The organism is Simplicispira sp. 125, assembly GCF_003096555.1.
GTDB lineage: Bacteria > Pseudomonadota > Gammaproteobacteria > Burkholderiales > Burkholderiaceae_C > Simplicispira.
The window spans coordinates 205,098-227,911 of the sequence record NZ_QEKM01000001.1 but is presented as its reverse complement, the minus strand read 5'-3'; the positions used below and the strand labels follow the sequence as shown (position 1 = coordinate 227,911).

General features: G+C 63.9%; 21 protein-coding genes. 2 read left to right on the top strand and 19 right to left on the bottom strand.

Annotated elements, in window-relative coordinates:
• Window position 1: 1 nt before the first annotated feature.
• The 10 genes from C8D04_RS01065 to C8D04_RS01020 form a co-directional block, all read right to left on the bottom strand.
• On the bottom strand, window positions 2-877 hold the full coding sequence (locus tag C8D04_RS01065) for an alpha/beta hydrolase (RefSeq protein ID WP_116005937.1): 876 nt from the start codon (window positions 875-877) through the stop codon (window positions 2-4).
• 71 nt (window positions 878-948) lie between these two features.
• Window positions 949-3,072 carry a D-(-)-3-hydroxybutyrate oligomer hydrolase gene (locus C8D04_RS01060; RefSeq protein ID WP_116003209.1) on the bottom strand — a complete coding sequence of 708 codons (2,124 nt, stop codon included), beginning with the start codon at window positions 3,070-3,072 and terminating at the stop codon, window positions 949-951.
• A 50-nt stretch (window positions 3,073-3,122) separates the two neighbouring features.
• Window positions 3,123-4,199, bottom strand: coding sequence for a branched-chain amino acid ABC transporter permease (locus C8D04_RS01055; RefSeq protein ID WP_116003208.1), 1,077 nt, complete (start codon window positions 4,197-4,199; stop codon window positions 3,123-3,125).
• A 148-nt stretch (window positions 4,200-4,347) separates the two neighbouring features.
• Complete coding sequence (locus C8D04_RS01050) at window positions 4,348-5,331, bottom strand: branched-chain amino acid ABC transporter permease (protein WP_116003207.1); 984 nt, start codon at window positions 5,329-5,331, stop codon at window positions 4,348-4,350.
• Window positions 5,332-5,421: 90 nt separating this feature from the next.
• Complete coding sequence (locus C8D04_RS01045) at window positions 5,422-6,147, bottom strand: ABC transporter ATP-binding protein (RefSeq protein WP_116003206.1); 726 nt, start codon at window positions 6,145-6,147, stop codon at window positions 5,422-5,424.
• Window positions 6,144-6,914, bottom strand: coding sequence for an ABC transporter ATP-binding protein (locus C8D04_RS01040; protein WP_116003205.1), 771 nt, complete (start codon window positions 6,912-6,914; stop codon window positions 6,144-6,146). Before C8D04_RS01040 ends, C8D04_RS01045 begins: the two co-directional genes overlap by 4 nt.
• An 89-nt stretch (window positions 6,915-7,003) precedes the next feature.
• Window positions 7,004-8,500 carry a PHB depolymerase family esterase gene (locus C8D04_RS01035; protein ID WP_116003204.1) on the bottom strand — a complete coding sequence of 499 codons (1,497 nt, stop codon included), beginning with the start codon at window positions 8,498-8,500 and terminating at the stop codon, window positions 7,004-7,006.
• Between the two features lie 149 nt (window positions 8,501-8,649).
• Complete coding sequence (locus C8D04_RS01030) at window positions 8,650-9,834, bottom strand: substrate-binding domain-containing protein (RefSeq protein ID WP_116003203.1); 1,185 nt, start codon at window positions 9,832-9,834, stop codon at window positions 8,650-8,652.
• A 170-nt stretch (window positions 9,835-10,004) separates the two neighbouring features.
• The gene (locus C8D04_RS01025; RefSeq protein ID WP_116003202.1) at window positions 10,005-11,189 is read right to left on the bottom strand and encodes a substrate-binding domain-containing protein; all 1,185 of its coding nucleotides are present in this window, start codon (window positions 11,187-11,189) and stop codon (window positions 10,005-10,007) included.
• 151 nt (window positions 11,190-11,340) lie between these two features.
• Entirely contained in the window at window positions 11,341-12,846 is a 1,506-nt protein-coding gene (locus tag C8D04_RS01020; protein WP_116005936.1) for a sigma 54-interacting transcriptional regulator, read from the bottom strand.
• Window positions 12,847-12,892: 46 nt separating this feature from the next.
• On the opposite strand from C8D04_RS01020, the gene C8D04_RS01015 reads away from it, so the two are divergent.
• On the top strand, window positions 12,893-13,312 hold the full coding sequence (locus tag C8D04_RS01015; protein WP_116003201.1) for an RNA-binding S4 domain-containing protein: 420 nt from the start codon (window positions 12,893-12,895) through the stop codon (window positions 13,310-13,312).
• Window positions 13,313-13,318: 6 nt separating this feature from the next.
• On the opposite strand, the gene C8D04_RS01010 is transcribed toward C8D04_RS01015, so the two are convergent.
• The 4 genes from C8D04_RS01010 to C8D04_RS00995 all read right to left on the bottom strand — a co-directional run bounded on the left by C8D04_RS01010 (window position 13,319) and on the right by C8D04_RS00995 (window position 17,536).
• Window positions 13,319-13,762 carry a PaaI family thioesterase gene (locus C8D04_RS01010; protein WP_116003200.1) on the bottom strand — a complete coding sequence of 148 codons (444 nt, stop codon included), beginning with the start codon at window positions 13,760-13,762 and terminating at the stop codon, window positions 13,319-13,321.
• The gene (locus C8D04_RS01005; protein ID WP_116005935.1) at window positions 13,759-14,436 is read right to left on the bottom strand and encodes a transglutaminase family protein; all 678 of its coding nucleotides are present in this window, start codon (window positions 14,434-14,436) and stop codon (window positions 13,759-13,761) included. The genes C8D04_RS01010 and C8D04_RS01005 overlap by 4 nt, the downstream gene beginning before the upstream one ends.
• 87 nt (window positions 14,437-14,523) lie before the next feature.
• Window positions 14,524-16,098: a DUF3482 domain-containing protein gene (locus C8D04_RS01000; protein ID WP_116003199.1), complete on the bottom strand. Its 1,575-nt coding sequence runs from the start codon at window positions 16,096-16,098 to the stop codon at window positions 14,524-14,526.
• The gene (locus tag C8D04_RS00995) at window positions 16,088-17,536 is read right to left on the bottom strand and encodes a DUF2868 domain-containing protein (protein ID WP_116003198.1); all 1,449 of its coding nucleotides are present in this window, start codon (window positions 17,534-17,536) and stop codon (window positions 16,088-16,090) included. The genes C8D04_RS01000 and C8D04_RS00995 overlap by 11 nt, the downstream gene beginning before the upstream one ends.
• A gap of 111 nt (window positions 17,537-17,647) precedes the next feature.
• On the opposite strand from C8D04_RS00995, the gene C8D04_RS00990 reads away from it, so the two are divergent.
• Window positions 17,648-17,959 (top strand): I78 family peptidase inhibitor, encoded by a 312-nt coding sequence (locus C8D04_RS00990; protein ID WP_116003197.1) that lies wholly within the window; start codon window positions 17,648-17,650, stop codon window positions 17,957-17,959.
• 31 nt (window positions 17,960-17,990) lie between these two features.
• Here the strand turns inward: C8D04_RS00990 and hemW are convergent, their stop codons facing one another.
• The 5 genes from hemW to C8D04_RS00965 form a co-directional block, all read right to left on the bottom strand.
• On the bottom strand, window positions 17,991-19,223 hold the full coding sequence (gene hemW, locus C8D04_RS00985; RefSeq protein WP_116003196.1) for a radical SAM family heme chaperone HemW: 1,233 nt from the start codon (window positions 19,221-19,223) through the stop codon (window positions 17,991-17,993).
• Window positions 19,224-19,315: 92 nt separating this feature from the next.
• On the bottom strand, window positions 19,316-19,933 hold the full coding sequence (gene rdgB, locus C8D04_RS00980; protein WP_116003195.1) for an RdgB/HAM1 family non-canonical purine NTP pyrophosphatase: 618 nt from the start codon (window positions 19,931-19,933) through the stop codon (window positions 19,316-19,318).
• Window positions 19,934-19,975: 42 nt separating this feature from the next.
• Entirely contained in the window at window positions 19,976-20,707 is a 732-nt protein-coding gene (gene rph, locus C8D04_RS00975; RefSeq protein WP_116003194.1) for a ribonuclease PH, read from the bottom strand.
• Between the two features lie 120 nt (window positions 20,708-20,827).
• On the bottom strand, window positions 20,828-21,727 hold the full coding sequence (locus tag C8D04_RS00970; RefSeq protein ID WP_116003193.1) for a PP2C family serine/threonine-protein phosphatase: 900 nt from the start codon (window positions 21,725-21,727) through the stop codon (window positions 20,828-20,830).
• Window positions 21,724-22,740, bottom strand: a complete 1,017-nt coding sequence (locus C8D04_RS00965; protein WP_116003192.1) for a serine/threonine-protein kinase — start codon at window positions 22,738-22,740, stop codon at window positions 21,724-21,726. Before C8D04_RS00965 ends, C8D04_RS00970 begins: the two co-directional genes overlap by 4 nt.
• Between the last annotated feature and the right edge of the window lie 74 nt (window positions 22,741-22,814).

Genomic DNA, 22,814 nt, shown 5'->3' with positions numbered 1-22,814 from the left:
GTCAGGCGCTGCGCTCTGCCTGGTCCAGAAAGCGATCCACCAGCGCGTAGTGCTCCGGCACATTCAGCGCCGGGGCATGGCCGCAACCGGCCACCTCAACCACCTGCGCCAGGCCGCGCAGCGCCGGGCCACGCTGCATCATTTCGACCGTGGTTTCGGGCAACACCAGGTCGGAATCGACGCCGCGCAGGCACAGCACCGGAATGTCCAGCTGGTCGTAGTGGTCCCAGATCAGGTAATCGTTTGCATGCTGCGTGAACTGCTGCACCATGGCCGGGTCGTAGTGCGGCGTGACGCGCCCATCGGGCAAGCGGCGGGTGGAGGTCTCTGTCAGGCGGCGCCACTGGGCGTCGCTCAGCCAGCCATAGGGCCGGTACACCTGCCGAAAAAAGGCTTCCAGCTCCGCCACGGTGTCAAACACCGGAGGCTGCCCCGCATAGGCCTTGATGCGCTGCAGCGCGGCATCGGCCAGCTGCGGGGCGTTGTCGTTGAGCAGCAGGCTGGCAATGCGCCCCCGCAGTGCAGGCTCGAACAGGCCGGACGCGCACACCGTGCCAATCGCGCCCCCCATGGAGGTACCGATCCAGTGGGCCTTGTCGATGGCCAGTTGCTCAAACAGCGACGCCGCAACGCGCGCATAGAACGAAAGCTGATAGTCCTGCGCCGGTTGGCGGCTCCACTGGCTCAGCCCGCGCCCGATGGTGTCGGGGCAGATCACGCGGTAGCGCGGCGCCAGGTGCGCGGCCAGGTCGTCCATGTCGCGCCCGGTGCGCGCCAGGCCGTGCCAGGCAATCACCACGGGGGCATCGGGCGCACCCCACTCGGTGTAGTGGATTTCATAACCGGCACAGGTAGCGTAGCAAGAGGTGGGAGACATGGTGCGTGGTCTGGTGAAGCATGGGAAGGCATTGGCGCGGCCCATGGGCCGCGCCCTTCGGGTGGCCCCCGTCAATCCGGGATGGCAATAGCCCCCGCCGTGACGGCAATGGCATCACCCGCTGCAGGCACCATTGCCAGCGGCGGCACGTTGGCAGCGGTGATGGCCGGTGCTTTGCCTGGCAGGCCACCGCGTGGCACGGTGCGCACCACCTGGCTGGCGGGCAGCGCCTTGCCGCTGGCAAGGTGGTCGTACATGGCGTCCAGGGCACGGTTCAGGTAGACATGCAGTGGCACGTAGCGGGTGTCGTAGCCGGGCAGCACGGCAGGCAGGCCAATGAAGCTGTCAAAGTGCTGGGCGTTGGTGACTTCCAGGTAGCTGAGCTTGCTGGACGCGCCTTCGACCTTCTTGTTCAGTGCGGCATAGGGGCGCGAGGTGTGGCTGACGGGCAGCAGCGCGTCGGCCCGGCCGTGCACGATGAGCGTCGGCTTGCCGCGCAGGTTGCCGTTGCGGCGGGTCTCATCGACGCCCGCCTGCAGCTTTTTGGCGGCCGTGTCGGTGCCCGTGACCAGATTGCGCAGGCACAGCGCGCCTGCGGTGTTCCAGTCGGCCACGCCTGCGGCATTGAACGACAGGAAGTCACGTGCTGCGCCAAATTTGCCTGCATTGTTGATGAGTTGCACGCCGCTGCTGGGCGGCACACCATTGCCTGTGGCGAACATGCCCGCCAGAGCCGCAGGGGCCAGCGGCCCGACCGCGCCGGTGGACGTGATGGCAGCGTAGCTGAAGCCGCACAGGTGGTCCTTCACGCTGGCGCGCGAGAGCGAATTGGCAAAAGTCACCGCCACAGCAGGGGCCACTTCAAAGGCCGCCAGCGAGGCGTGCAAGTCGTTCGACTCCGGCTCCCAGCCGTAGCTGCGCAGCTTTTGCAAGGACTCTTCGGCCTGCGCCGCCACAGTACCGCCCGAGAGCAGACCTGCGGTCACCAGGGCCGCGCAGCGGTTGGGCGCGATCGGCAGTGCAGCGCCCGCAAAGCCCGCACCAAAGGCCGCCGCATAGGGCGAGCTGCTGATGGAAGGCGCCAGCGCAGCACACGACTGGTAAAGATTGGCGTAGGTGGTGAAATCAACCAGGGTCTTGCCCGTTACCGCCAGGGCCACGCCGCCGCGCTGCACCGTCACGCCGGGGTTGGCCGGCATCTCGATGGCGGGTTCGGACACGGCCACGCCGCTGATGAGGCCCTGCGTGTCCTGTTCGGCTGCGGCGATGGCAGCGCCGCCGCCGTTGGAGATGCTGGACGCTATGACGATGGTGTTGGCCGGGGTGAGAGACTTCAGGCGCTGGCCGTTGTCCAGCGCACCAAAGCGTTCGTTCAACACGTAATAGGCAAACTCCACGGCCTGCAGCGTGGTCTTGCCCCAATCCTTCTCGGCGTTCTGGCCCGAGTGCGCGTGCTTGAAGGCAAAGCGGTGGGGCGTGGCAGCGTTGAAGGCGGCCAGTTCCGCGGCGCTCAAACCGGCGTTGAAGGCCGCATTCTTGCCCGCCGCCGCAGCGCTGGTGCGCGTACCGTCGATCAACGGCACGGTGTCGTTCTCCAGGTCGTGCGGCGCCGCGCCCGTGCCCTTGTCCGAATAGGCCACGGCGCAGCCGCGCTTGAGGCCCCATTCCCCCGTAGAAATCGCGCCATAGACACCGCGCGAGCCCGAGGCCGTGGCCGTGATCACGCAGGGTTTCTTCGCGTCGAAACTGGCGGGTACCTGCACCATCAGCGTAACGTTCTGGCGGCCACTGCCGTCGTCGGCAAAGGCGATGTATTCGGTGCCGGGCACCTTGCCCTCGCCAGCGGTCACGACGCCCTTGGCGTCCACATTGGGGCCATACAGCGTGCCGTAGCCCCCATCCGCCGTCATGTCGAGCATGCCGCGGTAGCTGGTGTGGATAACCGTGCGACGCAGCTCGGCCGCCGTGGGCTTGAGCGGGTCGGCATAAGCAGGGGCCGCGGCTGCGGCCAGGCCTGTTTTGCCCAAACCAGCGGTGAGCAGGTCGTCTGTGCTGCCGTCATACGTGGTCACCTTGATGGCGCCCAGGTAAGCCGGCTTGGTGTTGACGTTGGCGTTGTTATCGCTACCACCACAGGCGGCCAGCACCGCAGCCGCGAGGGCTGCAGGAACGAAGGGACGGATACCGAGTTTCATGCGTTTGTCTCCAGAGAATGCTTTGTTGTGCAGGGATACCAGGGGGAAATTCAGCCCGCCTTGCGCGCCGCCGCCGCGCGCAGGCGACCCACCACACCGGTGGGAAAGTAATAGACCGAGAGGACGAACAGCACGCCGAGCCACAGCAACCAGCGGTCGGGCGAGAGCAACGCCGACAGCCAGGGCACGCTGCCCGCTGCCGCATCGCTGCCCAGGCGCAGCAAATCCTGCAGATAGCTTTGTGCCAATAGAAACAGCACAGCACCAATGGCCGAGCCGTAGATCGTGCCCATGCCCCCAATCACCACGATGAGCAGGCAGTCCATCATGATTTCAAAACTGAGCGACGTGTCCGGCCCGTTGTAGCGCAGCCAGATGGCCAGCATGCAGCCCGCGAGCGTGGCAAACAGCGCCGACAGCACGCTCGACGTGGTGCGGTACACCACCACGCGGTAGCCGATGGCTTCGGCGCGGAACTCGTTCTCGCGGATGGCCTGCAGCACCCGGCCAAACGGCGAGTTGACGATGCGCAGCAGCGCCAGCACCAGCGCCACCGCCACCACGAACAACAGGTAATAGGTCAGCAGGCGCCCGTCGAGCGAGACGCCCAGGAACGGCTCTTCGGCAAACTCGAACGAGGGCGACAGAAGCGCCGGCAACTTGAAGCTCAGGCCGTCCTCACCGCCGGTGATTTCGGACAGCTGCGAGGCCAGCGTCTGGAACGCCGCCGCCACCGCCAGGGTAATCATGGCGAAGAAAATGGCGCGCACCCGCAGCGAGAACAAGCCCACGGCCAAGGAGAGCAATAGCGACAGCAACAATGCGCCGCCAATGCCCACGCCCAGCGCCGTCCAGGTGGCGCCCAGCCGCGTGGAGGCTACAGCGATGCCGTAGGCACCAATGCCGAAGAACATGGTGTGTGCAAAGCTGACGATGCCGGTGTAACCCAGCAGCAGGTCAAAGCTGGCCACCAGCACCACAAAGATCAGCACCTTGGCCGCCACCGAAAGCGCCTTGACACCCGGGAACATAAAGGGCGCGAACGCCAGGCCCAGAAAGATGGCCACCAAAATCACCGCCAGCACCTTGCTGCGCGGGAAGTCGTTGGAAAGCAGTCGTTGGAACATACAAAACCTTTCCGCTATTCACCGTGTTTTTTGAGAATCACTGCGCCTGCAACCGGCGCAGCCGCTGCCAGCGACCGCCGTGCAAGGGCCGCCCCGCCGCACGGGCGGCGGCCCCCACGGGGGAAGGCGCGAAGCGACTTCAGGGGGGTCATCGATTAGCCACCGGGTACACACCCTGCGGGCGCCACAGCAAGATGGCCACCATGAGTGCAATGTTGGAGAACAGGGCCACCTTGGGTGCCAAAAAGCCCGTGTAGTTGGCCATCAGGCCCACCAGCAAGGCGCCGATGAGCGCGCCGCCGGTCGAGCCCAGGCCGCCGATGATGATGACGATGAAGATCAGCACGTTGACCTGCGCGCCCATCTGCGGGATCACGCTTTGCTGGTACAGGCCCCACATCACCCCGCCCAGGCCGGCCAGGGCCGAGCCCACCACGAACACGCCGACAAACAGGCGGCGGATGCGGTAGCCCAGCGACTCGACCATTTCGCGGTCCTGCACACCAGCACGGATCAGCAGGCCCACCTTGGTGCGCGCCAGCACCCAGGCCAGCACGCCGAACACCAGCAGGCCCACGACCACGGCCACCAGGCGGTATTTTTCGATGGCAGCGTCGCCAATCAGCAGCGAACCGCGCATGCCGTCGGGCAATGGCAGCGGAATCTGCGCCGGGCCCCAGACCACCTTGATGAGTTCTTCACCAATGATCATGCCGCCCATGGTGATCAGGATCTGCTTGAGGTGCTGGCCGTACACCGGCCGCACGATGAAGCGCTCGAACGCCAGGCCCACGGCACCGGCCACCGCCATGGCCACCAGCATGGCGGGCAGCACGGCCACCATGTTGCGCCACAGCTGGTCCGAGCCCGTCCAGTCACCCATGGCGCCCAGCACGCTGGTGGCCACAAAGGCGCCCAGGGCAATGAACACGCCGTGGCCGAAGTTGAGCACATCCATCAGGCCGAACACCAGCGTGAGGCCCGAGGCGATGATGAAAATGATCATGCCCATGGCCAGCCCCGCCACGGTGAGCGTGAGCCAGGTCGAGGGCGAGCCGATCAAGGGCAGCACGATGAGCGCCAGCAGCGGCACCAGTGCCAGCGGCTTCCAGTCAAAGTCACGGGAGATCATGGCGTGCCTTTCCAGAAAGGGAATTTGCTCTATTTTTAATAGCTGCTTGCGCTTGATGCGCAAGCGCTAGAGGCTGTTTTTTTATAAATTTCATAGCGACAACCCCAACAGCGATTTCTGCAGGGCCTCGTCTTGTGCCAGGGCGGCCATGCTGCCCGCATGCACGACGGCGCCGTTGTCCATCACGGCCACGGTGTCGCCCAGACGTTTGGCGAAGTTGATGTTCTGCTCGACCAGCAAAATGGTCACGCCACTCTTCTTGAGCTGGTCGAAGGCGTCGATCATGTTGTTGATGATGGCGGGCGCCAGGCCCTTGCTGGGCTCGTCCACGATGAGCAGGTCGCGCGGCTCGACGATGGCGCGGCTCACCGCCACCATCTGTTTCTGGCCGCCCGAGAGCTTGCCGGCGGGGTAGTCCCAGAACTTCTCGACCGCCGGGAAGAGCTTGAAAATCCATTCCAGCCGCGATGCATCCATCTGCGCCGCCGTGCTGGCGTTGCGCGCAGCCAGCAGCATGTTCTCTTTCACCGTAAGGTCGGAAAAAATGCCCATGTTCTCGGGCACGTAGGCAATGTTCAGGCCGGCAATCTGCGGCGTGTTCATCGCCGTGATGTCTTTGCCGGCAAAGTGAATAGACCCTTTGGAGGCATGCCACAAACCCATGATGGTGCGCAGCGTGGTCGTCTTGCCCGCGCCGTTGCGCCCGAGCAGCATGGTGAGCTGGCCCCGGGGAATAGCCAGGTCCACGCCGTGCAGGATGTGGTACGCCCCAATGTGGGTATGCACACCCTTGAGTTCGAGAAGGTTGGTGCTCATGCGGCCTCCTTGGAGACGCCCAGATAGGCCTCTTGCACCACAGGCGATGCAATCACGTCGGCCGGCAGCCCGTCGGCCACCAGCGTGCCATTGGTCAGCACGATGATGCGGTCGGCCAGCTCGCGCACCACGTCCATCTTGTGTTCCACCAGCAAAATGATCTTGGTCTTGTCTTTTTTGAGTTCGCGGATCAGGTTCAGGATCACGGGCGCCTCGTCGTGGCTCATGCCAGCGGTGGGCTCGTCAAACATGTACACCTGCGGCTCCAGCGCCATCAGCAGCGCCACTTCGAGCTTGCGCTGGTCGCCGTGCGGCAGGCTGGCCACGGGGGTGTCGCGGCGCTCGAACATGGCCACGGACTGCAGGATTTCCTCGGCCCGCGCGGTGAGCTGGCGGTGGTCGCTCCAGATACTCCACAGGTTCAGGCCGCGGCGGTGTTTTCCGCCCCGCGTGGCCTGCACGGCCAGGCGCACGTTTTCCAGCACACTGAGGTTGGGAAACAGGTTGGTCAGCTGGAACGCCCGGCCCAGCCCGGCGTGCGTGCGCTGCGAGACGGACTGGCCGGTCAGCTCACGCCCGCCCAGCGTCACGCTGCCGCTGCTGGCCTTGAGCTGGCCAGAAATCAGGTTGAAATAAGTGGTCTTGCCCGCGCCGTTGGGGCCCACGATGGCGGTCAGCGTGCCCGGCTCAAAAGAGCAGGTCACGGCGTTGACCGCCACGTGGCCGCCGAAGCGGATCGTCAAGTCCCGGGTGGCCAGGGTACTCATGGGTTCTTGCTCGCTTTCACAGTCTTCATCCTTAGAACCTATTTACGTTTTTGTGCCTGCCACCCGCGCCGTGCGGGGGTCCCGGCGGTTCAGGGACAGGTGCCGATCACGTAGTAGTTCGGGCCTGTCTTCTTCAATGTCGTTGTCGAAAAGATGTTCCACAGGCCCATGCTGTTCCCTGAGCCATTGGCATAGGTGAAGCCATACAGGGCATAGGCACGGCCGGCCATCGTGTGGGCATAGTTGCTGGCAGTGGTGCAGGTGGGCGCGTCACCACCGGCAGCAGCCAGCGTGGTGCCCGAAGCGGGGCTCGAGGCAGCGCCTTCTGCGCCATTGGCATCGGCGGCGCGCACGGTCCAGTGATAGGTGGTGGAGGCTGCGAGGCCGCTGTCGGTGTAGCTGGTGCCATACACGGTCAGTGCGTTGGCCTTGTTGCCATTGCGATAGACGTTGTAACCCGCGGCACCCGCCACACTGTTCCAGCCGATGGCCATGCTGCTGGCGGTGGCGCCCGAGGCGCTCACACCCGTGGGTGCGGGCAAGGCCACGGGATCGGGATCGGGATCAGGCACGGTGGTCGTGCCACCGCCACTGGTCAGGCGGTCCACCATGGCCTTGATGGCCGCCATCTGCGGGCCGGACTTCTTGGAATAGTTGGCGCTGTCATAACCCCACCAGTCCCAGCAGCTGTTGGTGGCTGCGGTGCTGGTCTGCGGGTACAGAACCACGATGTTGTTGCTGTCTGCCCAGCGGTTGTAACCCGTGTTGCGCACGTATTTCTGCTGCACATCGCTCACGTTCTGCTTGCAGCCGTGCAGCGCCACGTGCAGGCGGCAGGTGGCGTCGCCCCCCGCCTTGCAAGCCTGTGGAATATAGGCCCAGCCGGTGCTGGCCATGCCATGGTTGGTGATGAACTGGCCTTGCTTGAATTCGACAAAATTGCCCTCGGGCAAGGTGGCCGTGCTGCGTGCATTGAGTGGGCCATACAGGTGCTGCAACATGGCCCCAGCCAGATCGAAATTGCAGTTGTTGATATAGGGCGCGCCCTTGGCCGAGCAAGCGCTACCGTAGTCATCCGTCACCATGGAATGCTCGGCCGCCAGGTCCTTCTTGTAAACCACATTGGCGGCGGGCACAAAGCTGCTGTAGTAGGTCTTGAGGGCGTCCATCACGCCCGTTTTGACCACGCTGTCCACCGAACCCGAGAACAGATACACCTTGGAATTTTGCAGGTTGGACACCGGGTCCACATGCCCCTGGCTGGCCCAGGTATTGGTCGTGTTCACCAGCGTGCTGGTAGGAATACTGGCCGGACTGACCATGCAGCGCCCCGTGGCGCTGACGACAGAGCCCTCGGCGCAATAAAACGGGCCACCGGCCACAATGCCGGCGCCTTTGCCGAACACGGACGAATAAGCCACGTGCAGCTGGACCGCCATGAAGCCACCCGATGAGAGACCAGACACGGTGGTCTGGGTTTTGTCGATCTTGAGTGCAGGAAGGTCCACTGCGGCCCACGCAGGCGCTGCACCCACCACGGCCCATGCTGCAACTGCGGCGGCCGACCGAATCAATTTGAAGTCCATGTCTCTGTCTCCTGAATTTTTTGAGGCAAAACCCGTCCTGCCCCCCGTGTTTCCGGGGGGTCAGACGTCAATTCACTGGAAAAAGAGGGGCGGCCGCCCCTGCGGGATGAACCCCGGCGCGCACTGGCACCGGGCCTCGCCAACCCTGCTTACCGCGTGTTGCGGATCGGCACCTGCATCTCTTCAGGCTTGATTTCACGCACCAACTCCGGCACGCCCCAGGCGAAAGCCGGATCGACCTTGATCTTGAAGTGGTACATGCTCTGCATGGCCTGGTGGTCCTCCTTGCGGAAAGTCATCTTGCCCTTGGGCGTGTCAAAGCTCATGCCTTCCATGGTCTTGATGAGCTTATTGGTGTTCGTGTCGCCATTGGTGGCCTTGAGCGCCGTGACCAGCGCCATGGCCGACGAGAAACCACCCGCCGTGAAGAAGTCTGGCGGGGTCTTGAACTCTTTGTAGTGCGCTGCCACCATGGCATCGTTCACCGGGTTCTTGGGAATGCCGAAGTAGTAATACGTCGCGCCTTCCATGCCCGGGAAATTCTTGTAGGAAGCCATGGCGGGCAGGATGTTGCCGCCCGTCGAGATCTCGATGCCGTAGCGCTTCAAGTCCATGTCGGCAATCTTGAACGGATTGCCCGCGCCCGCCCATACGATCCAGATGATCTTGCGCCCCGGCTGGTCCTTGAGCTTGTCGATCAGCCGCTGCGCACCGGCCGTGAAGTCCGTCGTGGCGGCGGGCAGGTATTCCTCGTGCGAGAGCTTGGCTTTCTTCACCGAGTCCTTGAAGGCTTTCACGCCGTCACGCCCAAAGGCGTTGTCCTGCGCCAGCGTGGCAATGGTCACGCCCTCTTTGTCGATCGCCACGGCATTGCTGATGGCGTCCTGGCTGCTGTTGCGGCCCGTGCGGAAGATGTACTTGTTCCACTTGTCGCCGGTGATCGAATCGGCCACGGCGGGTTCGACAAGCAGGATCTTTTTGTATTCCTCAGCCACCGGCAGCATGGCCAGGGCTACGCCCGATGCCGTGGGCCCGACCGCGATGTCGGCCTTGTCGTCCGAGTAGGCCGTGGCCAGCAGACTCTTGCCCAGGTCAGGTTTGCCCTGGTCGTCTTTCTCGATCACCACCAGCTTCTTGCCTCCCACCATCATGGTGCCGCCGGTGGCGTACTCCAGGCCCATCATCAAGCCCGTCTGGGTTTGCTTGCCATAGGCTTCAAGCGGCCCCGTCATGCTGTGCACGTGGGCAATGCGGATCTCGCCCGACTGCGCAAAGGCGGGAGCGGCGAAGGTGGCGGCCAAAGCGGCCAGAGCTACAAGGGTACGTCGTTGCATGAGAAAGTCTCCTGTTGTGATGCCTGTATATTGCACAGTTCGTGCCAATCTGCAAATAGTTGATTTGCAAAGATTTTTAGCCCGAACTCCATGCAATAGTCTGATTTTTAGACACTCTGAATGTTTGATTTTCAGACAGTTGTCTATCTTTTTTTCAGGGTAACTACCGATCAGCGCTGGTTGCGGATCGGTAGATTCATTTCATAGGCCTTGATCTCGCGCACCAGATACAGATCCGCCATGGTGCCGGGCCGCGCACCGGGGGCCACACGGAAGTGGTACATGCTTTGCAGGGCTTGGTGATCCTCCTTGCGGAAAGTCATCATGCCCTTGGGCGTGTCGAAACTCATGCCTTCCATGGTCTTGATGAGCTTGTTGGTATTGGTGTCGCCATTCGTGGCCTTGAGCGCAGTCACCAAAGCCATGGCTGAGGAGAAGCCTCCGGCCGTGAAAAAATCGGGGGGTGATTTGTGCTTCAGATAGTGCTGTGTGACCAACCACAGGTTGGCCTGGTTGCGCGAGAAACCAAAGTAATAGTACGTCGCGCCTTCCATCCCCGGGAACTGGTTGTAGGCCACCATGGCCGGCAGGATGTTGCCGCCCGTAGCAATCTCGATACCGTGGCGTTTCAAATCCATGTCGGCAATCTTGAACGGGGTACCCGCACCCGCCCACACGATCCAGATGATCTTGCGCCCCGGTTGGTCCTTGAGCTTGTCGATCAGGCGCTGCGCACCGGCCGTGAAATCGGTGGTGGCGGCAGGCAGGTATTCCTCGTGTGCAAACTTGGCCTTTTTCACCGCATCCTTGAAGGCTTTCACGCCGTCACGCCCAAAGGCGTTGTCCTGCGCCAGCGTGGCAATGGTCACGCCTTCTTTGTCGATCGCCACAGCGTTGCTGATGGCGTCCTGGCTGCTGTTGCGGCCGGTGCGGAAGATGTACTTGTTCCACTTGTCACCGGTGATCGAATCGGCCACAGCAGGCTCGACCAGCAGAATCTTCTTGTATTCCTCGGCCACCGGCAGCATGGCCAGCGCCACGCCCGAGGCCGTGGGACCCACGGCGATGTCGGCCTTGTCGTCCGAGTAGGCCGTGGCCAGCAGACTCTTGCCCAGGTCAGGCTTGCCCTGGTCGTCTTTCTCGATCACCACCAGCTTCTTGCCTCCCACCATCATGGTGCCGCCGGTGGCGTACTCCAGGCCCATCATCAGGCCCGTCTGGGTCTGCTTGCCGTAGGCTTCGAGCGGCCCCGTCATGCTGTGCACGTGGGCAATGCGGATTTCGCCCGTTTGTGCAAAGGCGGGGGCTGCGAGGGTGGCCAGTGCGGCCAGGGCTACAAGGGTGCGTCGTTGCATGGCGTTGTCTCGTAAAGTTGTGTCCGAATGTTGCAGCATTCGTGCCAGCATGTTCCACACCCTGGGCAAGCCACTTGCCCCTTCTCAAGCCCTCCATTTGCCTGAAATTCAGGCAAATTATTCGACTGAATTCAAGACAGTTGCCTGATTTTTAATCAGGGTTTTCCAGCCTTCCGTACAAAGTGGCCCGCGAAATCCCCAACAGACGCGACGTCGCCAGCTTGTTACCGCCGTTGGCGGCCATGGCGGCAGCAATGGCCCGGCGCTCCAGCTCGGCCACCTGCACTGCCAGAGGACGCAGCAGGCTGTCCTGGCCAGCAGCCGCCTCGGGCAGGTGGACTTCCGCCACGGGCGCAGCCGGTTCCACGCCGCTCTCACGCAGGATCATGCGCAGCTGTTCAGCATCGATGGACTGGGAGTCGCTGCGCATGGCGGCCTGTTCCAGCACATTGCGCAGTTCACGGATGTTGCCGCGCCAGGGCTGAGCGGCCAGCAGGGCCATCGCATCGGAAAGCAGCTCGGGCGGAGCCGTTCCATTGCGCAGGGCCAGGTCTTCGCCCAGCACTTCGACCAACGCGGGGATATCGCCCGGTCGCTCGCGCAGCGGCGGCACGCGCACCGGCAGCACATGCAGGCGGTAGAACAGGTCTTCACGAAAGCGCCCCTCGCGCACCAGGGCGCCCAGATCGCGCGAGGTCGCGGCCACCACGCGCACGTCAAAGGGCACCAGCGTGTTCGAGCCCAGGGGTTCGATTTCGCCCTCCTGCAGCGCGCGCAGCAGCTTGGCCTGCAGGCTGGGCGGCATGTCACCGATCTCGTCAAGAAACAGCGTCCCGCCATCGGCCAGCTTGAATTTTCCGTCACGCCCCTTGCGGTCGGCGCCGGTATAGGCGCCCGGGGCCACACCAAAAAACTCCGCTTCCAGCAGCGTGTCGGGCACGGCCGCGATGTTCACGCCCACAAAGGGCCCACTGGCACGCTGCGATGCCGCGTGGATGGCGTGGGCCAGCAGTTCTTTGCCGGTGCCCGTTTCACCCAGCAGCAGCACCGGGCTGGCCGACTGTGCGGCCCGGCGCGCCTGGCGCTTGACTTCGGTGGCGGCCGGGCTGGAGCCCACAAAACTGGCAAAGGTGTATTTGGTGCGCCGGTCGCCCGCACCCGCGCCCCGCTGGGATTGGCTGCGCTGCGCGGCCAGCTCGCGGCGCGCATCGTCCAGGTCGCGCTGCAACAGGGCGAACTTGCTGATGAGCGGCTGCAGCGTGGTCTCCGGGTGGTCAAACAGCACGATGCCGATGGCGCCGATCACCTTGCCTGCGTCGTCGCGCAGCGGAATGCGGCTGACCACAAAAGTGCCTGCCCGGTTGGTCAGCAGGTCGATCAGCACGGCCTGGCCCGTCTCCAGCACGCGGCGCATCTGCGTGTTCGGGATCACCTCCTCGACGGTGCGACCCACAAACTGGTCGACGGAATTCAGCCCCAGATCGGGCAGAAAGCGCTGGTAGCCCTCATTCACCCACACGATGCGTCCCCGCAGGTCCACCAGAAACATGCCCTGGCTGACCGTGGAGAACAACTGGAACATGGAACGCGCCGCCAGCTCCAGGATGCCTTGCGCATCCAGCGGCAGTGCGGGTATCTGGTCGGAAGAATCTGGCATGGCGTGGATGGTAGCGTGCGGGCCTGCTGGCTGCACAATGACGGGCATGAGCACCCTGGAATCCCTGCGCATCGACAAATGGCTGTGGTGCGCACGTTTTTACAAGACGCGCAGCCTGGCGGCCGATGAAATCGCCAAAGGCCGCGTCACCGTCAACGGCCTGGCCGCAAAGGCTTCGCGCGAAGTGCGCCCCGGCGACACCGTGGTGCTGCGCCAAGGCCCTGTGCAGCGCACGGTGGTCGTACGCGCCCTGAGCAGCATGCGCGGGCCCGCGCCCGTGGCACAGCAGTTGTACGAGGAAACCGCCGAAAGCATCGCCCTGCGCGAAAAAGCACAGGAGCTGCGTCGCCTGGCGCCCGAGCCTGCAGCAGCCTTGCACGAAGGCCGCCCCACCAAACGCGACCGCCGCGACATCGACCGGGCCCGCGGCTGGGGCAGCCGCTGGAGCGCTTCGATCGACGACTGAGCGAAATCAGCCCGCCACTTCGCCCGGAATGGCTGGTCCGATCTTGAAGACACCGCTGGCACGTGCGCAGGGCACACCATCGGCACGCACCAGGCCCTGGGCAAACACCAGCGATCGCGTGGCACGCAGCAGTTCGGCCTCGCCTTCGACCCAGCAACCCAGCGGCGAGGGGGCCAGGTAGTCGATCTGCAGGCTGATGGTGGGCAGAAAGCGCATGCCCACCTCGCTGTTTTTGCGGTGCACCGACAGCGGCAACAGCATGTCGCAAAAGGTGGCCATCATGCCGCCATGCAGGTTGCCCATGGGGTTGCTGTGCCGCTGCTCGACCCGAAAGCCAAACTTGACCACATCGCCCTGGTGCAGCAGGTACAAAGGGCCATTGCCCTGCATGAACGACCCACCGGCCTCGAACGGGTGAAATCCCGGGGGAATCAGGGGCGGCTCCATCATCGCGTTTCCTTCTCCACGTCTTGTTGAAAACTGGCGGACTGCAACGCTGCCGGGTCCGTCATCCAGGACCCATAGACGTCTTGGAAATCCGCAACAATTTGCTCCAGCGGCAGGTCGTCAAAAGTGCCGCGCTGGCGCACATATTCCATGTGGCGGTTGCCTGCACGGTCAAAGGGGTGGTAGATCGAATCGCTGCGCCCATCAAATTCGAGGGGCAGCAAACCGAAACGCTCACACAAACCTATATTGAACGCCGGTGTCGCCTTCACCCAGCCGCCCTCGATCCAGATGTCGGTGTAACCGTGCCAGATGAACAGGTCGGTTTTCATGGTCTCTCGCATGCGCTCGGTGCTCAGATGGTTGCGCACATCGGCAAAGCCCAGCCGTGCCGGTATGCCGGCCGCACGGCAAGCGCCCGCCAACAAGACGGCCTTGGGAACACACCATCCATACCCACTGGCCAGCACCGTACTGGCCCGCATGCCCAGGGGAGACAGATCAATGCGATAGGGGTCGTAGCGAAACCCGTCACGCACCGCAAGGTACAACGCCACAGCGCGCTCTCGGGTGTCATTGCCTTGTGCATGCTGGCGGGCAAAGGCGACGATTGCAGGGTGGTCGCTGTCTATCACCGCCGTGGCGGTCGATGCAGCCGGAGTCGGGTGGTCGGTCATCTGGCGCAGTTTCACCCAAGCTACTGCTTGGTAACTGTCGCGCAGGTGCCAACGCCACCATGAACCTGTGCACCATGGGCACAAGAACTACTGCGGCTCCATCCCGGCAGCCGGGTCGCTGCCTGCCTTTTGCCGCACATCAGGCAAGGGCACGGGCGGCACAATGTGATCAACCCGGGGCAAGATCACCCCGGCATCCGGGTACAGGTGCAACAGCACATTGCGCAAAACCGTTTGCACGAGGGCGGCGCATTGAGCGTGCACCTGCGGCGCGGGCGGCAGAGCACTCGCTTGCGACCACAGATGCGCAATCTGCGCCTGTTCATTCAAAAGCACCGCCTGGACGGCCGCCGCCCATTCCAGCGGATCTTTCTTGCGGCGCCACTGGCCCTGCCCCCGCCCGAAATGGGCGATGGACAAATACAGCATGGTGGCTTTGCCCAGGGCTTCGGTGAGCGAATCGGCGCTCCAGCGCACGATTTTTTTGTCTTTGTGGGTATAGACGTTGTAGCCCCTGGCGAGGGCGGCACCGCCCAACGCGCCCATGATGCCGCCCACCAGCGCACCTGTTCCCAGCGACAGCCCTCCGGTCAGAAGGTCGGCGGCAAGCCCGGTCAGGATGCCGGAAACCACCCCTCCGGCCAGGGCCGACGAGGAGGCATCGACCGGTTTGAGGATCGCCAGTTTGCCGTTGGCCATTTCCATGATTTCAGCCGCCGAAACGCCGTCCAGCCGGTGCAAGGCAATCAGTTTGTCTGTGACGCTCTTGGTTTGCTCGGCATAGCGCTGCGCCAGGCTTTGCATACCCGACTCAAAGGGCGTCTGCTCCATATTGCGGCCTCCGGGGATGCGGGCACGCACGCTCTTCCAGGCATCCTTGATGCCATCAAACCAGCGCGCGTCCATTTCTACCGTGTCATTGGACAGGCGCAGCAGGTACTCGGCCAGCGCCTCGACCGAGGCATCGAAACGCCTGCGGTAGCCCTGCCCCAGCAGCAACGCCAGCTGGTGGTAGGCGGGGCGGTCGCTCTCCGGCAGCACCTGGCCGATTTCATTGAACAGCACCAGCTCCTGCAGCCAGCAACGCGTGTAGCCATCCAGGCACAGCACGCGCTGGACCACGGGGAAGCCGCCCAGGTAGTGGCGCCATTCGGCGGCGCGGCGGTCCCCGGCGCCTTGGTCACCCCCCTGGTTGAGCAATACCAGCACGGGCTTGCCCACCCAGGCCAGGATCTCCAGTTCAGGCAGCACATACACCGCGTCCACGGGGCTCTCCAGCAGGTTCACCGGGTACAACACCACGCTGGCCCGCGCACGCAACTCCAGGGCCAAGCGCTGCCCCCGCCACAGGGCAGGGTGAAAGCGCCGGTCCCAGACTTCACGCACCAGCCAGGCCAGCCAGCGCTGCTTGCGGCGCAAGCGGCCCGCCAGCCGAAAGCTGTCGCCAAACCCCGGGGTGTCCCATAAGCGCAAGGCACCGCCGTCTGGCGCAACGACCAGGTCGTAGGCGGCCAGCGCCTGGGTCACATCGGGGGCGTCTTCCACTTCGCCCACATCCTGCCCCAGCAGGGTACGCACCAGGCTGGTCTTGCCCACATTGGTATGGGAGACCACAAAAATGTCGATACAGGGCGATGGCGGGGGCGCAGTGTCAGTGGTCATGGTTCAGCCGTTGGTGCAGGGCCTGCAGGTCTTCTTCGCGAGTTTGCTGCAAATCGACGAACAGGGGCTTGCAGCCCACCTTGTCCAGCACGCGGCGCCATTGGTTGCAGCGCTGGCGCAGGCGGTCGATGTCCTGGAGCGGAAAGCCCCCCATGTCGACCACCGGCACCACAGGTGTATCGCTCCCTGCGCTGCGCTGCAAACGCTGGAGCAGCACGCCCTGGGCATCGGCTTCTGCCGTGGCCGCCAGCGGGAAAAGGGCCAGTACCGCCACATGGCCTTCGGGGTGAATCGCTTTCTTCCAGTCGGTGGCATCGTTGCCCATCAAAACCGGTGGCTCGATGGCAGTGTCCACGGCCAGGCCGTAGATGCGCTCGAGCATCGTGGCCAGCCTGCGGCGCACGTCGGGCGACAGGGCATAGCGGAACGGCACCACCACGACACCGATGCTCTGGCCCCTCCAGAGAGCGCCCAGGGTAATGAAATAAGCCCCGCGCATCGGCAAGGGGAAAGCACGCCGCAAACGCCAGCGGGCCAGCGCGTTGAGCAGCACCAGGCACAGCCGGGGCGCCGCAACCCACACCAGCACGGAGGCACCATACAGCCAGATCCAGGGCTCGGCGACTTCGCCCGCACTGCCCGGCATGCGCAAGCGGTCAATGTGCTGCGCATCCGGAATCGGCAGGTTCAGCAGCCAGGCGCCTGGCGCCAGCACCACGCTGACGATGGCGTGCAACAGTTCGCCGTTCACAAAGGCGTAGGTGGTTTTCCAGCCTGCACGGTACTCTTCGCTGATGCCCCGGGCCCAAAAACTGCCCACTGCGCCCAGTGCAAACAGCAGCGCGGCAAGGTGGGCTGCGAGCCTGAAGCGCACCGCCTGCAAAGGCGCCGCCAGCGTGGCCCAGGCCTGGCGGAAGTCCGCAGCCCAGGGGCGGCTTTTCCCACTGCGCAAGCCCAGCATCTCCCAAACCCACCAACGCCCCAAGGCAGCGGCTGGCAACCCGTGCGACCCGTGGCCCGGGCTAATCCGGCGCCACAGCCAGGCCAGGCAGAGCCAGGTAAACACCAGCCAATTCCAGCCAATCAACAGCACCAAAGGCCATTCCACCACGTCGATATGGGGCTGCGCCGCCAGGTAGTCGGTGGCAAAACCGGCCAGCAAGGCGCACACGGCCAGTACCCATCCCGCCCAAAAAGGCAGTCTGGGCACTCGCAGCCGAACCACCTGATCAGGGCTGCGGCGCTGGATTTCCTCCAGTGCCCACTGCGCCCTGCGGGCCACGAAGACATGAAAGGGCGCACCACGCCCCACCAGCTCCCGTGCGGCACGGGTCGCCTCATGGGCATCGCCCGCGGTCCACAGCCCCCCGTTGTCCCGGGTTTGTTCCAGCACCCGGACCAGGGTGATTTGCTGGGCTTGCAATTCGGTCAGCAGCATGTCGATGGTTTCATGGTCTCTTTGAGGATACCCGGACAATCGCTTACAGCAAGAGCACGCCCCCTGCGCCGCGCTTGCGTTAGCCTTGCATTTTTTGACAGGAACCCACTGATGCTGAAACACGCTGTTTTGAAGGGCCTTGTGCCCGCCCTGGTTGTGCTGCTGGCAGGCTGTGCCAGCCAAGGCCCGGCCACCGGCCCCAGCGGTGCACCGCTGGGGGGCACCTGCAACGCCCAGCCAGCGCAATCGGCCGTCGGCAAAAACAGCACGGCCAAGGTGGTGGAGGCGGCGCGCGTCTCCGCCGGTGCGCTGATGGCACGCATCATCCGGCCGGGGCAAATGGTGACCAAAGAATTTGACGCCGAGCGCCTGAACCTGGAAGTCGATGCCGCAGGCCGCATCGTCGCAGTGCGCTGCGGCTGATCTGGCGCCCACTGCGGGGCCGCTGTAGCCCTCAATCGGCCAGAAACAGCTCCTGCAAATCGCTCAGGAAGTCGAATCCCCGCTCCGTCGGCTGCACACGGGCCATGTCGCGCACGATCAGGCCTTTGCGCTCGGCCTCGTCCAGCGCCTTGGCCAGCACCGTCACGGGCAAACCGGTGCGCTCGGTAAAGTCCTGCAGCGCAAACCCACGGCGCAGGCGCAGGGCGTTGAGCATGTATTCAAACGGCAGGTCGGCGCGGCGCACATCGTCGTCCAGCGCCAGGGCGTTGCCCGCCAGGGCGCTGTCCATGTACAGGCGCGGCTCGCGCAAGCGGGCCTGGCGCACCACGCGGTGCGCAAAGCTGATCTTGCTATGCGCGCCGGCACCAATACCCAGGTAGTCGCCAAATTCCCAGTAATTGGTGTTGTGCACGCACTCGTGGCCGGCGCGGGCATAGGCCGAAATTTCGTAGCGCTGCAGCCCCACCTGCCCGGTCAGCTCGGTGATGCGGTCGAGCATGGCGTAGGCGTCATCGTCGGGCGGCACCACAGGCGGGTATTTGGCAAAGAAAGTGTTGGGCTCGATCGTCAGGTGGTAGACGGACAGGTGCGGCGGTGCCAGCGCCAGCGCGGTGCGCAGGTCTTGCTCCAGCCCGGCCAGATCCTGGCCGGGCAGCGCGTACATCAGGTCGAGGTTGAAGGTGTCGAACGCCTGGGCGGCTTCCTCTACCGCTGCCAGGGCCTGGGCACGGTCGTGCACACGGCCCAGGGCCTGCAGGTGCTGGTCGTTGAAGCTTTGCACGCCGATGGACAGGCGCGTGACGCCCGCCGAGCGGAAGGCGCGGAAGCGGTCTTTCTCGAAGGTGCCGGGGTTGGCTTCCAGCGTTACCTCGCAGCCCGCCGCCAGCGGCAGGCGGGCGCGGATGTCGCCGAGCAGCCGGTCAATGGATGCGGGCGCAAACAGGCTGGGCGTACCGCCGCCGATGAAAATGCTTTGCACCTGGCGGCCCCAGACCAGAGGAAGCGCGGCTTCCAGGTCGGCGCACAGGGCATCGAGGTAGCGCTGCTCGGGCAGCGCTACCTCGCCCGCCCACGCATGCGAGTTGAAGTCACAGTACGGGCACTTCTTCAGGCACCAGGGCAGGTGTACGTAGAGCGACAGCGGCGGCAGGCTGGTGAGCTGCAGCAGGCCGGGGCGCATGTAGTGCTGGATGTCGCGCACGAGGACGCCGGGCGGTGCTGCGGGGACGATGGGGATGTTCATGGTGATATCAAAAGCATAGCTGCTTGCGCTTGTTCATCAACGATTTCAATATTAAAAATAGTTGAAACTGTTTATTTACGAGCGCTGGCAGCTCACTTTTTTGATTCATCCACAAGCCAGCGCTCGCGCATCAACGCCCGCATTTGCTGGGCTGCGCGCCCGCGGTGGCTGTGTGCGTTTTTGACCTCGGGGGGCAACTCGGCAAAAGTTTGCCCGAATTCCGGGATGAACATGACGGGATCAAAGCCAAAACCATGCGCACCGCGCGGCGCGCGCGTGATCTCGCCCACCACGCGGCCCACGGCGATCAGTGGCTCGGGGTCTTGCGGGCTGCGCACGGCGACCAGGGTGCTGACCAGGGCAGCGCGGCGGTTGTCCTGGCCCTGCATCTGCTCCAGCAAGGCGCGCACGTTGTTGTCATCGCCTTTCTCGTACCCGAACTGGGTGGCGTAGTAAGCGGTGTCCACACCCGGCAGGCCGCCAAAAGCATCGACACACAGGCCGGCGTCATCGGCCAGCGCAGGAAGGCCGGTGTGGCTGCTGGCAAACCGCGCCTTGGCCAGCGCGTTCTCGACAAAGGTGCGGTGCGGCTCCTCGGCCTCGCCCACGCCCAGGTCGGCCTGGCGCACCAGCTCCACCCCCAGCGGCGCAAACATGGCTTGCAGCTCGGCCAGCTTGCCACGGTTGTTGGATGCCAATACGATTTTCATAGTCGAATCACCCTCTAACGATTATCCATCAAGCGGAGCAAGCTATTCTTTTTGTAGTGCTATCTGCTGCATCTGCATCAGCTCGCCAATGCCTTTTTCGGCCAGTGCCAAAAGCTGGTCCATCTCGCGCCGCGTGAAAGCCACGCCCTCGGCCGTGCCCTGCACTTCCACGAAATGCCCGGCGCCGGTCATGACGACGTTCATGTCGGTGTCACATTGAACATCTTCCACATACTCAAGGTCGAGCACGGGCTGGCCCTGCACGATGCCCACCGAGATAGCGGCCACCGGCTCGCGGATGGGCGAGGTCGTCAGCTTGCCGCTGGCGAGCAACCGGTTGACTGCATCCTGCGCTGCCACCCAGGCGCCCGTGATGGCGGCGGTGCGCGTGCCGCCGTCGGCCTGGATCACGTCGCAGTCGAGCACGATGGAGCGCTCGCCCAGAAGCTTCAGGTCAAACACCGCACGCAGCGAGCGTCCGATGAGCCGCTGGATTTCCTGCGTGCGGCCGCTTTGCTTGCCGCGCGCGGCCTCGCGGTCGCTGCGCGAATGCGTAGCGCGCGGCAGCATGCCGTATTCAGCAGTCACCCAACCCTCGCCACTGCCGCGCTTGTGCGGTGGCACTTTTTCTTCCACGGTGGCCGTGCACAGCACCCGGGTGTTGCCAAACTCAATCAACACCGAACCTTCGGCGTGCATGGTGTAGTGGCGGGTCATGCGCACAGGGCGCAACTGGTCGACGGCGCGGCCGCCGCTGCGTTCAAAAGTGGTCATGGAATTTCCGGTGTAACAAATGGGTGGGCCTCATGCACAACCCAGGGCCCACCCGAAGCGTGCGACCAAGGCCTGCGACCACCGCGCAAGGGTCGGCGCGCAGCGACACTCAGGGGGTTGTCATGCTTTGCGTGCGGCAGAGCGGCGAATGGCCTCGTTGATTTCGGCAATGGAGCGTTCGATGGCTTCATCGTCCAGATCGTCGACGAGGCCATCAATGGGCCCTGCCTGGATGGTGGAAGCGAACACATCGTCACTGATGCTGTCGGTGGACACGCCCTGGGTGGACTCGTAGGCGTCGGGGGTTTCCCACTCCATGGCCACTACCGTGACGTTGTCGCTGCTGTCACCCGCTTTGCGCAAAGCCTGTTCCACCAGTTCCGGCACGGAATTTGATACTGTCTGGCTGCCCAGCTGCTTGCCGATTTCCTCGTCGCTGAGGGTGCCCCACAGGCCGTCGGAGCACAGCAGAATACGGTCGCCCTGCTCCAGGTGCACGGGCCCCGTCATGTCATAGATGGGTTTGGTGGGCGAGCCCAGACAGGTGAACAAGACATTGCGGTTGATGCGCTCCAGCCCGATCGGCATGTTGCGCAGCTCCAGGTAGGAGTGATCGCGCGTGCGCGTCAGCAACTCGCCACCGCGCACCATGTACAGGCGCGAATCGCCACAGTGGATCCAGGTGGCACTTCCCGCCTGCACCACAGCGGCCACCAGCGTGGTGCGCGGCGAATCGATCATGCCTTTGTCGCTGGCATAGCGCAGGATCTGGTGGTGGGCCGCCAGCAGTGCAGAGGACAAAAACTCCTGTACATCCTCCAGCACAGGCCGCGCCTGGCGCTGGAACAAGGCCGCCACGGTCTGCATGGCGATCTGCGCAGCCACCTCGCCCTCGGGGTGTCCGCCCATGCCGTCGGCCAGCACGAACAGGCCGGATTCCCGCGTGTAGCAGTAACCCATACGGTCTTCATTCTTCTCACGGCCACCACGGCGGCTGATCTGGAATACGGAGAATTTCATTTGGGCTTGGCTCCGATTCCTGTGGCGTCACCCACTTTTTGTACATTTTTCTTGGTGTCGGACACCAGGGTATCGAGTTGCAGGCGCATTTTTTCGCCCACACTCAGCTTGGTATAGCGGCGCTCACCTTCGCGCGAGAGCTCCTTTTGCAGCGCAAACACCGACTGCGGGCGCGACAGGGGATCGAGCGCCATGCACCATTCGACCACCTCGATGAGGTTGTCCGAATACACCCCGCGCAGCTTGGCCAACGCCAGCGACAGCCGGTCTTTTTCCTGGCGCTGCGGCGCCTCGTTGGGCGGAAAACCCTGCATGCAGGCGTAAATGCATGCGCCGATGGCGTAGATGTCGGTCCAGGGACCCATGGACGAGTCGCGCCGGTACATCTCGGGAGCGGCAAATCCGGGCGTGTACATGGGGCGGATGAAGTTGCCTTCCTTGGACAGCACCTCGCGCGCGGCGCCAAAGTCGATCATCACGGCCTTGTTGTCGTCGGTGATGAAGATATTGGCCGGCTTGATGTCCAGGTGCAGCATCTTGTGCTGGTGCACGATGCGCATGCCGCGCAAGACTTCATCGAACAGACTGCGGATGGTGGACTCGCGGAACACCTTTTGCGTCTTGAGATCGCGCGCGGTGATGATGAAATCCTGCAGGGTTCCCCCCTCCAGGTAGTTCATCACCATGTAGACGGTTTCGTTCTCACGAAAAAAATTGAGCACGCTGACCACCGAGGCGTGCGAGATCTGGGCCAGCGCGCGCCCTTCCTCAAAGAAACTCTTGAGCCCCAGACGGTAGAGCGACAGTTTTTCGGGGGGCACCTTGGGCAACAACTCGCCCGGAGCGCGGGTCGCCAGCGACGACGGCAGGTATTCCTTGATGGCCACCTGCTGCCCCTCGGCATCCACGGCCAGGTAGACGACACCAAAACCACCGGAGGACAACCGGCGGATCACACGGTAACCACCAATCGTGGTATCGGGCGGCAGCGGCGCCGGTTTGATTTTTGACATATTTTGCGCAGAAGATTTGGGGGCCGATCAGAACCCGGATAATCGCCGGATCGCAAGCAACCATCAAAAGCCCA

Excerpts from the sequence above, each read along its gene's own strand:
- C8D04_RS01045 (WP_116003206.1), bottom strand. The coding sequence starts at position 6,147 with ATGAGCACCAACCTTCTCGAACTCAAGGGTGTGCATACCCACATTGGG.
- C8D04_RS01035 (WP_116003204.1), bottom strand. The coding sequence starts at position 8,500 with ATGGACTTCAAATTGATTCGGTCGGCCGCCGCAGTTGCAGCATGGGCC.
- C8D04_RS00990 (WP_116003197.1), top strand. The coding sequence starts at position 17,648 with ATGCTGAAACACGCTGTTTTGAAGGGCCTTGTGCCCGCCCTGGTTGTG.
- C8D04_RS00995 (WP_116003198.1), bottom strand. The coding sequence starts at position 17,536 with ATGCTGCTGACCGAATTGCAAGCCCAGCAAATCACCCTGGTCCGGGTG.
- C8D04_RS01020 (WP_116005936.1), bottom strand. The coding sequence starts at position 12,846 with ATGCCAGATTCTTCCGACCAGATACCCGCACTGCCGCTGGATGCGCAA.
- C8D04_RS01065 (WP_116005937.1), bottom strand. The coding sequence starts at position 877 with ATGTCTCCCACCTCTTGCTACGCTACCTGTGCCGGTTATGAAATCCAC.
- C8D04_RS01000 (WP_116003199.1), bottom strand. The coding sequence starts at position 16,098 with ATGACCACTGACACTGCGCCCCCGCCATCGCCCTGTATCGACATTTTT.
- hemW (WP_116003196.1), bottom strand. The coding sequence starts at position 19,223 with ATGAACATCCCCATCGTCCCCGCAGCACCGCCCGGCGTCCTCGTGCGC.
- C8D04_RS01025 (WP_116003202.1), bottom strand. The coding sequence starts at position 11,189 with ATGCAACGACGCACCCTTGTAGCCCTGGCCGCACTGGCCACCCTCGCA.
- C8D04_RS01040 (WP_116003205.1), bottom strand. The coding sequence starts at position 6,914 with ATGAGTACCCTGGCCACCCGGGACTTGACGATCCGCTTCGGCGGCCAC.
- C8D04_RS01060 (WP_116003209.1), bottom strand. The coding sequence starts at position 3,072 with ATGAAACTCGGTATCCGTCCCTTCGTTCCTGCAGCCCTCGCGGCTGCG.
- C8D04_RS00965 (WP_116003192.1), bottom strand. The coding sequence starts at position 22,740 with ATGTCAAAAATCAAACCGGCGCCGCTGCCGCCCGATACCACGATTGGT.
- rdgB (WP_116003195.1), bottom strand. The coding sequence starts at position 19,933 with ATGAAAATCGTATTGGCATCCAACAACCGTGGCAAGCTGGCCGAGCTG.
- C8D04_RS01030 (WP_116003203.1), bottom strand. The coding sequence starts at position 9,834 with ATGCAACGACGTACCCTTGTAGCTCTGGCCGCTTTGGCCGCCACCTTC.
- C8D04_RS01050 (WP_116003207.1), bottom strand. The coding sequence starts at position 5,331 with ATGATCTCCCGTGACTTTGACTGGAAGCCGCTGGCACTGGTGCCGCTG.
- C8D04_RS01015 (WP_116003201.1), top strand. The coding sequence starts at position 12,893 with ATGAGCACCCTGGAATCCCTGCGCATCGACAAATGGCTGTGGTGCGCA.
- C8D04_RS01055 (WP_116003208.1), bottom strand. The coding sequence starts at position 4,199 with ATGTTCCAACGACTGCTTTCCAACGACTTCCCGCGCAGCAAGGTGCTG.
- rph (WP_116003194.1), bottom strand. The coding sequence starts at position 20,707 with ATGACCACTTTTGAACGCAGCGGCGGCCGCGCCGTCGACCAGTTGCGC.
- C8D04_RS00970 (WP_116003193.1), bottom strand. The coding sequence starts at position 21,727 with ATGAAATTCTCCGTATTCCAGATCAGCCGCCGTGGTGGCCGTGAGAAG.
- C8D04_RS01005 (WP_116005935.1), bottom strand. The coding sequence starts at position 14,436 with ATGACCGACCACCCGACTCCGGCTGCATCGACCGCCACGGCGGTGATA.
- C8D04_RS01010 (WP_116003200.1), bottom strand. The coding sequence starts at position 13,762 with ATGATGGAGCCGCCCCTGATTCCCCCGGGATTTCACCCGTTCGAGGCC.